Source organism: Castellaniella hirudinis (assembly GCF_047468865.1).
Classification (GTDB): Bacteria; Pseudomonadota; Gammaproteobacteria; order Burkholderiales; family Burkholderiaceae_B; genus Castellaniella; species Castellaniella hirudinis_A.
In genome coordinates this window covers 175,190-188,422 of record NZ_JBLGTV010000005.1, presented here as the reverse complement: position 1 = coordinate 188,422, position 13,233 = coordinate 175,190, and the positions used below count along the sequence as shown (strand labels likewise).

11 protein-coding genes are annotated in these 13,233 nt (G+C 64.6%); 2 read left to right on the top strand and 9 right to left on the bottom strand.

What is annotated here, in order from left to right; genetic code table 11:
- Positions 1-219: 219 nt before the first annotated feature.
- From pnp to ACMHYJ_RS08930, 8 genes are all read right to left on the bottom strand, one after another.
- Entirely contained in the window at positions 220-2,373 is a 2,154-nt protein-coding gene (gene pnp, locus ACMHYJ_RS08965) for a polyribonucleotide nucleotidyltransferase (protein ID WP_414245835.1), read from the bottom strand.
- Between the two features lie 158 nt (positions 2,374-2,531).
- Positions 2,532-2,801: a 30S ribosomal protein S15 gene (gene rpsO, locus ACMHYJ_RS08960; protein WP_414245834.1), complete on the bottom strand. Its 270-nt coding sequence runs from the start codon at positions 2,799-2,801 to the stop codon at positions 2,532-2,534.
- Between the two features lie 168 nt (positions 2,802-2,969).
- On the bottom strand, positions 2,970-3,743 hold the full coding sequence (gene pssA, locus ACMHYJ_RS08955; protein WP_414245833.1) for a CDP-diacylglycerol--serine O-phosphatidyltransferase: 774 nt from the start codon (positions 3,741-3,743) through the stop codon (positions 2,970-2,972).
- A 10-nt stretch (positions 3,744-3,753) separates the two neighbouring features.
- Positions 3,754-4,434 (bottom strand): phosphatidylserine decarboxylase, encoded by a 681-nt coding sequence (locus ACMHYJ_RS08950; protein WP_414245832.1) that lies wholly within the window; start codon positions 4,432-4,434, stop codon positions 3,754-3,756.
- Positions 4,435-4,550: 116 nt separating this feature from the next.
- Positions 4,551-5,666, bottom strand: coding sequence for an alkene reductase (locus ACMHYJ_RS08945; RefSeq protein WP_414245831.1), 1,116 nt, complete (start codon positions 5,664-5,666; stop codon positions 4,551-4,553).
- Between the two features lie 311 nt (positions 5,667-5,977).
- Positions 5,978-6,994 (bottom strand): ketol-acid reductoisomerase, encoded by a 1,017-nt coding sequence (ilvC, locus tag ACMHYJ_RS08940; RefSeq protein WP_414245830.1) that lies wholly within the window; start codon positions 6,992-6,994, stop codon positions 5,978-5,980.
- Between the two features lie 55 nt (positions 6,995-7,049).
- Positions 7,050-7,541, bottom strand: coding sequence for an acetolactate synthase small subunit (ilvN, locus tag ACMHYJ_RS08935; RefSeq protein ID WP_414245829.1), 492 nt, complete (start codon positions 7,539-7,541; stop codon positions 7,050-7,052).
- An 11-nt stretch (positions 7,542-7,552) separates the two neighbouring features.
- A complete protein-coding gene (locus ACMHYJ_RS08930; RefSeq protein WP_414245828.1) occupies positions 7,553-9,274 on the bottom strand; it encodes an acetolactate synthase 3 catalytic subunit in 1,722 nt (573 codons plus the stop codon).
- A gap of 405 nt (positions 9,275-9,679) precedes the next feature.
- On the opposite strand from ACMHYJ_RS08930, the gene ACMHYJ_RS08925 reads away from it, so the two are divergent.
- Positions 9,680-11,917, top strand: a complete 2,238-nt coding sequence (locus ACMHYJ_RS08925) for an FUSC family membrane protein (protein ID WP_414245827.1) — start codon at positions 9,680-9,682, stop codon at positions 11,915-11,917.
- Here the strand turns inward: ACMHYJ_RS08925 and yaaA are convergent.
- On the bottom strand, positions 11,907-12,692 hold the full coding sequence (gene yaaA / locus ACMHYJ_RS08920) for a peroxide stress protein YaaA (RefSeq protein WP_414245826.1): 786 nt from the start codon (positions 12,690-12,692) through the stop codon (positions 11,907-11,909). The genes ACMHYJ_RS08925 and yaaA overlap by 11 nt on opposite strands.
- A gap of 214 nt (positions 12,693-12,906) precedes the next feature.
- On the opposite strand from yaaA, the gene ACMHYJ_RS08915 reads away from it, so the two are divergent.
- Entirely contained in the window at positions 12,907-13,206 is a 300-nt protein-coding gene (locus ACMHYJ_RS08915; RefSeq protein ID WP_414245825.1) for a helix-turn-helix domain-containing protein, read from the top strand.
- Positions 13,207-13,233 lie beyond the last annotated feature (27 nt).

Genomic DNA, 13,233 nt, shown 5'->3' with positions numbered 1-13,233 from the left:
CCGGACGCGCCATCGGCGGCACACAGACAAGCCGTCAGGACAAGCGGACGGCCTCACCCAACGCCAGGGGGTGGCCCCGGACAATCGAAAACGCCCCGATACTCGGATCGGGGCGTTTCGTTGTCTTGCAACAAGCGTTTGAGCCGCAGCCCCCACTTCGCCGCGTCGCCGGCCGGCGGCGCGGCAACAACGCAAAGGGGACCGCGCGGCTCCGCTTGCTTACTCGGCTGCCGGGGCCGACCCGGGCGCCGCGGGGCCGCCTTGGGCCTCGATCCCGCCAATGGCCTTGACCGACAGACGCAAGCGGCCACGGTCGTCGGCTTCCAGGATCTTCACGCGCACCGACTGGCCGACCTTCAGCACGTCGTTGATGTCGGCGATGCGGTAGTTGGCGATCTCGGAGATGTGCAGCAGGCCGTCGCGCCCGGGCAGCACCTGGACGATGGCGCCGAAATCCAGCAGGCGCTGCACCGTGCCCTGGTATTCCTGGCCCACTTCCACGTCGGCGGTCAGTTCCTTGATGCGCCGCTCGGCTTCGTGGGCGCGATCCAGGTCGGCGCTGGCGATGGTGATGTTGCCATCGTCGCCGATGTCGATCTGGCAGCCGGTTTCTTCCGTCAGAGCGCGGATGGTGGCGCCGCCCTTGCCGATCACGTCACGGATTTTTTCCGGGTTGATCTTCACGCGCAGCATGCGCGGCGCGAAATCGGAGAGTTCCTGGCGGGAGCCGTCGATGGCGGCGCGCATTTTTTCCAGAATGTGCAAGCGGCCTTCGCGGGCCTGGGCCAGGGCGACCTGCATGATTTCCTTGGTGATGCCCTGGATCTTGATGTCCATCTGCAAGGCCGTGATCCCCGTGACGGTGCCGGTGACCTTGAAATCCATATCGCCCAGGTGGTCTTCGTCGCCCAGAATGTCGGTCAGCACGGCGAACTTGCCGCCTTCCTTGATCAGGCCCATGGCCACCCCGGCCACATGATCCTTGACCGGCACGCCGGCGTCCATCATGGACAGGCTGCCGCCGCACACCGAGGCCATCGAGGACGACCCATTGGATTCGAGGATTTCGGACACCAGGCGCAGCGTGTATTGGAAGTCTTCGGGATCGGGCAGCAGGGGCAGCAACGCACGCTTGGCCAGGCGGCCATGGCCGATCTCGCGGCGCTTGGGCACCCCGAAGCGGCCGGTTTCGCCCGTGGCGAACGGCGGCATATTGTAGTGCAGCATGAAGCGGTCGCGGTACTCGCCCATGATGGAGTCAATGATTTGCTCGTCTTGCTTGGTGCCCAGCGTGGTAGCCACCAGGGCCTGGGTCTCGCCCCGGGTGAACAGGGCCGAGCCATGGGCGCGCGGCAGCACGCCCAGGCGGATGCTGATGGGGCGCACGGTGCGCGTGTCGCGCCCGTCGATGCGCGGTTCGCCGTTCAGAACCTGGCCGCGCACGATCTCGGATTCAAGCGCGAACAGCATGTTCTCGACTTCGACGTGATCGGGGGCTTCGTCGCCCCGCGCCGCCGCGTGCTCGGCCAGCTTGGCCTTGACATCGGCATACACCTGACGCAGCTGGACGGTGCGTTCTTGCTTGTTGCGCACCTGATAGACCGCTTTCAGGGCGTCGAAGGCGGCGCTGCGCACCGCCGTGGCCAGGACTTCGTTGCGCGGAGCGGGCCGCCAGTCCCATTCGGGCTTGCCGGCCTCGGCCACCAGATCGTGAATGGCGTTGATGCAAGCCTGCATTTGTTCGTGGCCGAACACCACGGCGCCCAGCATCACGTCTTCGGGCAGTTGCCGGGCCTCGGATTCGACCATCAGCACGGCGGCTTCGGTGCCGGCCACCACGAGATCCAACTGGGACTGTTCGCGCAGCTGCGTGGTGCTGGGATTGAGCACATACTGGCCGTCCACATACCCCACACGCGCCGCGCCCACCGGGCCGCCGAAAGGAATGCCGGAGATCGCCAGCGCCGCCGACGCGCCGATCATCGCCGGGATGTCGGGATCGATTTCAGGATTGACCGAAACGGTGTGGATGATGACCTGGACGTCGTTGTAGAAACCTTCGGGAAACAGCGGGCGCAGGGGCCGGTCGATCAGGCGCGAGGTCAGGGTTTCTTTTTCGGAGGGTTTGCCTTCACGCTTGAAAAAACCGCCGGGGATCTTGCCGGCGGCATAGGTTTTCTCGACGTAATCGACGGTCAGGGGAAAGAAATCCTGGCCGGGCTTGGCGGTGCGGGCGGCCACGACGGTGGCCAGGACGACGGTATCATCCACCGAAACCAGCACGGCGCCAGATGCCTGGCGGGCCATTTCGCCGGTTTCCAGGACGACGGTATGCTGGCCGTACTGGAAAGACTTGCTGACTTTGTTGAACATTTTTTTATCCTATAAAAGGGCTGTCTGCGGGCACGCGCCCGCACTCCATCCACGACGGATGGAAAACGCTGTGGACAGCCCATGACAAAAAGCCGCGCACACTGCGGACAAGGCGGCAGCGTGCACGGCTAAAGCTAGGGGATCGAAGCCCCCGGGCATTATTTGCGCAGACCGAGCTTTTCGATCAGGGCGCGATAGGCGTCGGGGTTGCGGCCCTTGAGGTAATCCAGGAGCTTGCGGCGGCGGCTGACCATGCGCAGCAGGCCACGGCGCGAGTGATGGTCTTTCTTGTGGGCCTTGAAGTGGCCGGTGAGTTCATTGATGCGGGCGGTCAACAGGGCCACCTGGACTTCGGGAGACCCCGTGTCGCCGGCGGCGCGTTGAAATTGCGCCACGATGTCGGATTTGACGATTTCTGCAACAGACATTGTGTTTTAACCTCGAAAACAGGCGGCAGCACCGAGGCGCGCTGCCGTGGGATGAAAAAACGCCACGCAAAACGTGGCGCGTCTTGAATTATATAACGGATTCCGCCAGGCGCGCATGACGGGATGCTGCCGCTGCGGCGCACACGCCGGGCGCACGTGGAGGGAGGGTCAAGGGTGATCTTCGGCCTCGGCTTCGGCCCGCATGCGCTGACCCAGGCGGCGCGCCCGGCGCACGCGCCACAGCAATACCACCCAGCCCGACAAGCTATACAGCACGAACAAGGCAAACAGAACCACGGGCGGGTCGCTGGAGACAAACACGAACACGGCCACCAGCAGCAGCATGACCCAAAAAGGCACGCTGCGCCCCAGGGCAAAGGACTTGCCGCTGAAAAACGGCGCGTTCGACACCATGGCCACCCCGGCGTAGATGGTCATGGCCAGGGCCGCCCAGGGCACCAGCCCATCGGCCATGGATAATTTGTTATCCACCGACAGCCAGATGAAGCCGGCCACCAGGGCCGCCGCCGCCGGGCTGGGCAAGCCCTGGAAATACTGCTTGTCGACCTTGCCGATGTTGGCATTGAAGCGCGCCAGGCGCAGGGCCGCGCCCACCACATAGATGAAAGCGGCCAGCCAGCCCCAGCGCCCCAGGCCCTGAAGCGACCACTGGTACATGACCAGCGCGGGCGCCATGCCGAACGACAGCATGTCGGCCAGGGAATCGTACTGCTCGCCGAAAACGGACTGGGTGTTCGTCAGGCGCGCCACCCGCCCGTCCATGCTGTCGAAGACCATGGCCAGGAAGATGGCGATGGCGGCGATCTCGAAGTGCTGGTTCATGGACTGCACCACGGCATAGAAGCCGGCGAACAGGTTCGCGGTGGTAAATGCGTTGGGCAGCAGGTAAATGCTGCGGCGGCGCTGTCTTTCGTCTGGCATGGAAGGGGAATCAGGCGGGGGAATGTTCATCGTCGGGGGCATCGGGCAGCACGGCCAGCACGGTGCTGGTGGCCTGAACCTTGTCGCCGATGGCCACCCGGGGGCGCGCGCCCAGGGGCAAGTATACGTCCACCCGCGAACCGAAGCGGATAAAACCGTAGCGCTGGCCCGCATACAGGGTCTGGGCCACCTGGGCGTGACACAGAATGCGCTTGGCCACCAGCCCGGCCACCTGCACGGCCGTCACCGTGTGGCCCTGCAGGGTGCGCAGCACCAGGGCGTTGCGTTCATTTTCCAGCGACGCCTTGTCCAGGGCGGCATTGAAGAACTTGCCCGGAAAATACGTGATCGACTGGACTTTGCCATCGACCGGGGCACGGTTGGAATGCACGTTGAAGACATTCATGAACACGCTGATCTTCAGGGCTCGGCGCCCCCCGGCATAGGGGTCGGGCGCATCCTCGACGCAGACGATCCGGCCATCGGCGGGGCTGAGTACCAGCCCATCGCCCTCGGGGGCGGAACGCGCGGGGTCGCGGAAAAACTGCAGGGCGAACAGCGTAAAAAGCCAAAACGGAATGGCTGCCCAGCAGGACCAGAAGCTGACCAGCACCGAGGCCGCCAGGCTGCCGGCCAGGATGCCCCAGCCTTCGCGGGCGATGCGGGGATGCGGATAAGGAGGGATTTTCATGATAGGCGCAAGAATAACCCAATTTTGACAAGGGGATGGCCCGGCGCTGCCTGAGCATGCCCTGGCCCCGCCCTCAGCCGCAGCGCCCACGACGAACGGCAGGGCGCGCGCCGCCGTTATCCGCCCCGGGTCGGATAGTCGGTATATCCGTGTTCGCCGCCGCCGTAGTAGGTGTCGCGGTCTCCTGGATTCAGCGCGGCGCCTTGGCGCAGCCGCTCGACCAGATCGGGATTGCTGATGAAAGGCCGCCCAAAAGCCACCAGATCGGCGGCGCCGCTGGCGACCGCTTGTTCCGCAAGCGCCAGGTCGTAGCCGTTGTTCACCATCCAGGCGCCTTGTCCGCCAGCCTGGCGGTAGGCTTGTTTGAACGCGGCATAGTCGAACGGCGCATCGCCTTGCTGATGATCGCGCGGCCCGCCGGTCGCGCCTTCGATGACGTGCACATAGGACAGCGCATGCGCGGCCAGGCCACGCGCCACGTATTCAAACAGCGGCTGCGGATCAGCGTCGATGCTGTCGTTGGCCGGGGTGACGGGCGACAGGCGGATGCCGGTGCGCGCGCCGCCGATCTCGGCGGCGATGGCGGCAACCACCTCGAACAAAAAGCGGGCGCGGTTTTCAATGGCGCCGCCATAGGCGTCGGTACGCTGATTGGATCCACGGCGCAAGAACTGGTCGATCAGATAGCCGTTGGCCGCGTGGATTTCGACACCGTCGAAACCCGCGTCCATCGCCGCGCGCGCGGCGCGCCGATAGTCTTCGACGATACCGGGCAGTTCGCCGGCATCCAGGGCGCGCGGCGGCGAGGTCGGGATGAATTGACCGCCGCCCCCGGCATCGAGCACATAGGTTTTCGCCTTGGCCTGGATGGCGGAAGGCGCAACCGGCGCTTGGCCGCCGGGCTGCAGCAGCGTGTGCGAAACGCGGCCGACATGCCAGAGTTGCACGACGATTTTCCCGCCTTGGGCATGCACCGCGTCGGTCACGGCGCGCCAGCCCGCCAGGGCTTCGTCGGAATACAAGCCAGGCACGTCCGCATAACCTTGCCCCTGCGGGGAAATGGCCGTGGCTTCGGTGATCAGCAGCCCGGCGCTGGCGCGCTGCGCGTAATACGTGGCGGTGATGGGCAGCGGCACGGCGCGTGGCGAACGGTTACGCGTCAGCGGCGCCATGACGATTCGATTGGCCAGTGTCAGGCCCGACAGCTGAAAGGAATCAAACAACGTGGTCATACAGTATCTCGGGGAAAAAGAAACGGATGTCTCGCTTCACGATCCCTGGAATTTTCGCGGCAACCCGGTGGCTGCTTGCTTCTTATGGGCTAAGTTTTTATGGACTAAGCCGGCGCCCATCATCGACAACCCGGTGTTCAATTGCCACAAACCTTCGTGCAAGTCTCGTGCTTTGAGCATTGCGGCCACAGCGGACTGCGGCTGCTGGAACACGGACGCGGGGGCGCGCAAGCAGCCCGCCCCCGACCCATTGAATCGGCGCGTACCCGGGATCATCGGAGCCGAATGATCCCGGGCACGCGCCTGGGGGCTTAGTTCTTGGTCTGATCCACCAGCTTGTTGGCCGTGATCCAGGGCATCATGGCGCGCAGCTTGCCGCCCACCTGTTCGATCTGGGATTCGGCGTTGATGCGGCGGCGCGAGGTGAGTTCCGGCGCGCCGGCGGCGTTTTCCAGGATGAAGTTCTTGGCATACACGCCCGACTGGATGTCGGCCAGGCACTGGCGCATGGCGGCGCGGGTGGCGTCGGTGACCACCCGCGGGCCGGTGACGTATTCGCCGTATTCCGCGTTGTTGGAGATCGAGTAGTTCATGTTGGCGATGCCGCCTTCATAGATCAGGTCAACGATCAGCTTCAGTTCGTGCAGGCATTCGAAGTAGGCCATTTCCGGGGCGTAGCCGGCTTCCACCAGGGTTTCAAAACCAGCCTTGATGAGTTCGACCGTGCCGCCGCACAGCACGGCCTGTTCGCCGAACAGGTCGGTCTCGGTTTCTTCGCGGAAATTGGTCTCGATGATGCCGGCCCGCCCGCCGCCGTTGCCCATGGCATAGGACAGGGCCAGATCGCGGGCCTTGCCCGACACATCCTGGTGCACGGCGATGAGGTGCGGCACGCCGCCGCCCTGGGCATACGTGCTGCGCACGGTGTGGCCCGGGGCCTTCGGGGCGATCATGATGACATCGACGTCGGCGCGCGGCACGACCTGGCCGTAGTGCACGTTGAAGCCGTGGGCAAAGGCCAGGGCGGCGCCGGGCTTCAGATTGTCGGCCACCTGGCTGCGGTAGACTTCGCCGATGTTTTCATCGGGCAGCAGCATCATCACGACGTCGGCGATTTTCACGGCCTCGGCCACTTCCTTGACGGCCAGCCCGGCGTTCTCGGCCTTTTTCCAGGAGGCCCCGCCCTTGCGCAGGCCCACCGTGACGTGCACGCCGGAATCATGCAGGTTCAGCGCATGGGCATGGCCCTGGGAACCATAACCGATGATGGCCACCTGCTTGCCTTTGATCAGGGACAGGTCGCAATCTTTGTCGTAGAAAACGTTCATGTAAAGCTCCAGTATTCTTTGAATAGGTAATAGAGGGTTGGGCACAGCCCGGAGGTTAGAGTTTCAGGACGCGTTCGCCGCGGCCCACCCCGGACACGCCGGTGCGGACGGTTTCCAGAATGGCGCTGCGGTCCAGCGCGCCGATGAAAGCGGCGATCTTGTCTTGCACGCCGGTGAGTTCGATGGTGTAGGTTTTATCCGTGACGTCGATGATGCGCCCGCGAAAGATTTCCGCCATGCGCTTCATTTCGTCGCGTTCCTTGCCCACGGCGCGCACCTTGATCAGCATGAGTTCGCGCTCGACGTGCGGGCCCTCGGACAAATCCACCACCTTGACGACATCCACCAGGCGGTTCAGGTGCTTGGTGATTTGCTCGATGATTTCATCCGAGCCCACTGTGACGATGGTCATGCGCGACAACGTGGCGTCTTCCGTGGGCGCCACGGTGAGGGTCTCGATGTTGTAGCCGCGCGCCGAAAACAGCCCCACCACCCGCGACAAGGCCCCGGGTTCGTTTTCCAGCAAAACAGAAATGACGTGTTTCATGGTTTATTCCCTCACAGATCCTCGGCGCCCAACAGCATTTCGGTCAGGCCGCGGCCTGCCTTCACCATGGGCCAGACGTTTTCGGTCTGGTCGGTGATGAAATCCATGAATACCAGGCGATCCTTGTATTTTGTGAAGGCTTCGCGGATGGCCGGCTCGACATCCGCGGGCTTGTCGATACGCATGCCGATATGGCCATAACTTTCGGCCAGCTTGACGAAATCCGGCAGGGCATCGACATAGGATTCGGAATAGCGCGAACCGTATTCGATTTCCTGCCACTGGCGCACCATGCCCAGATAGCGGTTATTGAGGCACAGCACCTTGGGCGTCAGGCGATACTGGCTGCAGGTGGAGAGCTCCTGGATGTTCATCTGGATGGAACCCTCGCCCGTGATGACGGCGACGTCCCGATCCGGGTTGGCCATCTGCACGCCCATGGCGAAGGGCAGGCCCACCCCCATGGTGCCCAGCCCGCCGGAATTGACCCAGCGGCGGGGTTCGGGGAAAGGATAATACTGCGCGGCCCACATCTGGTGCTGGCCGACGTCCGACGTGACGAACGCCTGCCCGCGGGTGACTTCCCACAGCTTCTGCACCACGAACTGGGGCTTGATGACGGTGTCGGAGTTTTCGTAGTCCAGGCACTTGCGCGCGCGCCAGGTGTCGATCTGCTGCCACCAAGCGGCCAGCCGCTGCTCGTTGACGTTTTGTTCGGCCAGGGTCTGCGCATACAGGCCGATCAGATCCTGCAGGACTTCGCGCACGTCGCCCACGATGGGGACGTCCACCCGCACCCGCTTGGAAATCGAGGACGGGTCGATATCCACGTGGATGATCTTGTGGGCCACCTGGGCAAAGTGTTTGGGGTTGCCGATCACGCGGTCGTCGAAGCGCGCCCCGATGGCCAGCAGGACATCGCAGTTCTGCATGGACATATTGGCTTCGTAGGTGCCGTGCATGCCCGGCATGCCGACGAATTTTTCGTCGGTGCCCGGCAAGGCGCCCAGGCCCATCAGGGTGGTGGTGCAGGGCGCGCCCGTCATGCGCACCAGCTTGCGCAGTTCGTCGGCGGCATTGGCCAGCACCACTCCGCCGCCGGCGTAGATCATGGGGCGTTCCGCGGCCAGCAGCATCTGCACGGCTTTTTTGATCTGCCCCTGGTGGCCCTTGGTGACCGGCGCATAGGAGCGCATCTGCGTGGGCCCGCGCTTGGGGGTGTACTTGCAGGTGGCCACGGACACGTCCTTGGGGATGTCCACCAGCACCGGGCCCGGACGGCCGGAGCGCGCGATGTAGAACGCGCGGCGCATGGTTTCGGCCAAGTCTTTGACGTCGCGCACCAGGAAGTTGTGTTTCACGCACGGCCGGGTAATGCCCACGGTATCGCATTCCTGGAAGGCATCCTGGCCGATGGCATGGGTGGGCACCTGGCCGCTGAGGATGACCATCGGAATGGAATCCATGTAAGCCGTGGCAATGCCGGTGATCGCATTGGTGACGCCCGGGCCGCTGGTCACCAGGCAGACCCCGACTTTATCGGAGGATCGGGAGTACGCATCGGCCGCGTGGACGGCGGCCTGTTCGTGCCGCACGAGGACGTGCTGGAATTTGTCTTGTTTGTAGATCGCGTCGTAGATGTAGAGGACTGCGCCGCCGGGGTAGCCAAACACGTGGTCTACGCCTTCCTCGATCAGACAACGCACGACGATATCGGCGCCATTGAGTTCCATGATGGATTCCTTTCGTAACCTGTGCCTCACACCAAGCGGCCGTAAAGTCGCCCGGGCCAGTACCGGAGGCCGCAACATATCCGACGCTAGGCGGTTCACGGAACCGCTGTGCCCGGACACCCTGCGGGGCCAGCCTGCACCCCTTGATGTGGAACACGCGCGCCATCCGGCGCATTGTGGTGGGAATGGACGTCCTGGATCACGCTTTTGGCGCATCCGGGGACATAAAATCGGAAGGCGAAAAAAACCGGGTGTGTAACCCGGGGGTTTCGCCACATCGGCGCACCGCGATGGGGCGCGACGATGAGCTAATTTACCGCGTTGCAACATAGGCTGCAAGCGCAAATGCGATTTTGCCTTCCTTTATACTGCGAACATCTTGGCCTTCCCCCGGGTTTTGGCTGCATGACGACACTGACGCCGCAATGGCAGCGCTTTTTTTACAGCCATCACTTTTTCGGCGGCCTGCGGCAGGCCGTGGGCGTCCTGCTGCCCGCCCTGGTGCTGTCCGGGCTACTGGGCTGGATGGCCGACGGCTTCGTGGCGGCGGTGGGGGCCGCCTGCGTCGCCATCCTGGATCAGCCGGGCGGGCCGCGCCGCTACGGCATCAACGGCATGTTCGCCGCCCTGTGCCTGGGTTCGCTGACCACGGCCGTCACCGGGCTGGCGGCCAGCCACACACTGCTCATCTGGCTGGCGGTGCCAGCCCTGTGCTTCGGCTTCTCGATGCTGACGGTGTACGGCAAACACGGCGGCCTGTTGGGCTTCGCCTGCCTGCTGATCATGACCCTCACCCTGCGCACCCCGCTGACCTCGCACGACGTGCTGCACCACACCCTGGTGTCTTTCCTGGGGGGCGCCTTCTACCTGGTATACAGCGTCGCGGCCCACCGGCTGCTGTGGTATCGCGAAGAACAGCAGGTGCTGTCGGCCGCCCTGTTCGCCACCGCCGACTACATCGCCAGCCGCGCCCGCTTCTACGACATCCACCAGGATCTGGACGCCGTCTACCGCCAGCTGATCCATCACCAGGCCACTATGACGGACGCCCACCAGGCCGCCCGGGACATGGTGCTGCGCGAGCTGCCGCGCGGCACCACCCGCCGCCCCGACCGCCTGCGCCAGGGTCTGCTGAATTTATTCGTGGACATGATCAACCTGCTGGACAGCACGGTGGCCACCCACACCGATTACGCCATGCTGCGCCAGGCCCTGCCCGACAGCGATGCCCTGTTGTTTGTACGCGACGCCATGCGCAAGCTGTCCGACAATGTTTCCAGCTTGGCGCTCAACGTGGCCCGCAACCGCCATGCCCGGGTGCGCAACAGCGTCAAGGCCGAACTGCGCGCCCTGGAATTCGAGCTGCAGCATCTGCGCGAAACCGGCCTGGCCGCCCGGCAGCCGGAAATCTACGCCCTGCTGGTGCAAGTGCTGCGCCGCCTGCGCAACATGACCCGGCAGGTCGCCCGCATGGCCGATCACTCGGTCAATCCCATGCCCCGGGACGCCAGCAACCTGGCGCAGGCCAACCGCACGCTGAACCGCTTCCTGACCCGCCAGAAATGGCGCATCGGGCTGCTGACCCACAACCTGCATGCGCGCTCGGCGCCATTTCGCTACGCCGTGCGGGTGGCGATTGCCGCCCTGCTGGCCATGGTGGCGGGCACCCTGCTGGCGACCATCCCTCTGGTGAACACCCTGGATCCCGGCATCGCGGGCCACAGCTACTGGATCGTGCTGACCGTGCTGATCATCATGAAGCCCGGCTTCGCCCTGACGCGCCAGCGCAACGGCTGGCGGCTGATGGGCACCCTGATCGGCTGCGGCGGGGCGCTGCTGCTGTTTTCGCTGGCGCTGGACGCCCGGCTGTACCTGCTGATCCTGGTCAGCTGCAGCATCCTGGGCTACGGCCTGGTTCAGGTCAACTACACCCTGTCGGCCATGTTCAACACCCTGTTCGTGCTGCTGGTGTTTCATTTCCTGATGCCGGGATCCGACACCATGGTGGGCGAACGGCTGATCGACACCGTCATCGGCTGCGTCCTGGCCCTGAGCTGCAGCTACATCCTGCCCGCCTGGGAACGCAACAGCCTGGACGCCATGGCGCAGGCCCTGCTGCAGGCCAACCAGGCCTTTTTGCAAAGCGGCCTGGCCTGGGTGGACATCGGCCGCCAAGACCGGGCGGCGGGGCGGGCGGCCTCGCCGGCGCAAAACGAAGCCGACACCCAGTGGCGGCTGGCGCGCAAAAACGTGCATATCGCCTTCAGCAATTTCGCCAGCGCGTTCTACCGCATGATGGACGAACCCGCGCGCCGCCAGCGGCACGTGCCCGAACTGAACCGCCTGATGATCCAGCACCACACGCTGGCCTCGCAAATCGCGGCCGTCATCCCCGCCCTGGAAAAACTGGACACCGAGCCCGACGGCATCCAGCAGGCGGTCACGGCCGCCAAGAACCTGCTGGCGGGCCACCCGGCGGACATCCCCAACGTGATCGACGCCGATGGCCGCCACGCCGGCCTGGCCTACCCGCTGCGCCAGATGATCAAGGCCGCGCAACAGATCGGCGAAGACATGCGGGCGCTGGCGGCCCCGGCCGCCCCGGCCACCCCGACCGGGACCGTCCGGCCCGTCACGGGATAAACCGCTCCGGGCGCCGAAAAACCAGCCGCGAGGGGGTGGATTGACCCGCATCGAAGGCATAACCTTCGGCGGCGAACTCTTTCAAGCCTTCGGTGCGGTCCAGCCGCTGGTCGATGACGAAACGCGCCATCAGCCCGCGTGCCCGCTTGGCGTGGAAACTGATGACTTTCCAGACACCGTTTTTTTCGTCCTGGAACACGCAATCGACGACCTGGGCCGTGAGCGTCTTGCGATCCACCGACTTGAAGTATTCCTGGGAGGCCAGATTCAGCAAAACGGCCGGGCCGGCCTGGGCGGCCAGGCGCTGGTTGAGCGTCCGGGCGATCCGGTCGCCCCAGAATTCGTACAGGCTGTGGCCACGGCCGGTTTTCAGCCGGGTGCCCATTTCCAGCCGGTGCGGCTGGATCAAATCCAGCGGGCGCAGCACCCCGTACAGGCCGCTGAGTATGGCCAAGTGGTCTTGCGCCCAGGACAACTGGGCATCGGACAGCTGCGCCGCCCGCAGACCCTCGTAGACATCTCCATTGAACGCCAGCACGGCGGGCCGGGCGGCGGCCGTATCCGGCTGGTCGACCCAGGCGCGGTAGCGATCGGCATTCAGCTGGGACAGGGCATCCGATAAATGCATCAACCCGGCCAAGTCCCCGGGGGACAGGCCTTGCAGCACCGACACCAGCGCCCGGGTATCGGCCGGGAACACGGGCGCCGTGTGCAGCGCCGTGCGCACCGGCGAATCGAAATCCAGTTTTTTAGCCGGAGACAGAACCATCAGCATAGCAAGCAAACCCGCAAACAAAGACCACCCAGTGTAACCGCTGGCCGGCTGCTTTTTTGCGGCCGCAAAACGGGGCGGCAAACCCAATCGCCTGAAACAAGAGGCAAAATCCAGGAGCGGGGAGAACCCCCGCCGACGACCCGCGCTTTCGTGACAGCGCCGGGCCGACGGCCTATCATGAGGCTGTCGCAATGCTTAATTCAGGAGCGCCGCCATGATGACTGGACCGCAATGCCACGCCGCCCGCGCCCTGGTCGACCTGACCCGGGAACAGCTGGCCACCCTGTCCGGCCTGGACAAAGACACCATCACCCGCTTCGAGCGCCAACTGGCCCAGCCCAGCCCGGATCAGTTGGATACCCTGGAACAGGCGCTGGAATCCCTGGGCGCCACGTTCATCCACGAAAGCGACGGCGGCATCGGGGTGCGCCTCAAGTTCGGCGCGGCCGAAGCCCGGCAGGTGGCCACCATGGAAGACGAAGGCGGCATGGCCGCCGACGATAAAGTACTTTAGCCCAGGCACCAGACAAAACACGTCAAG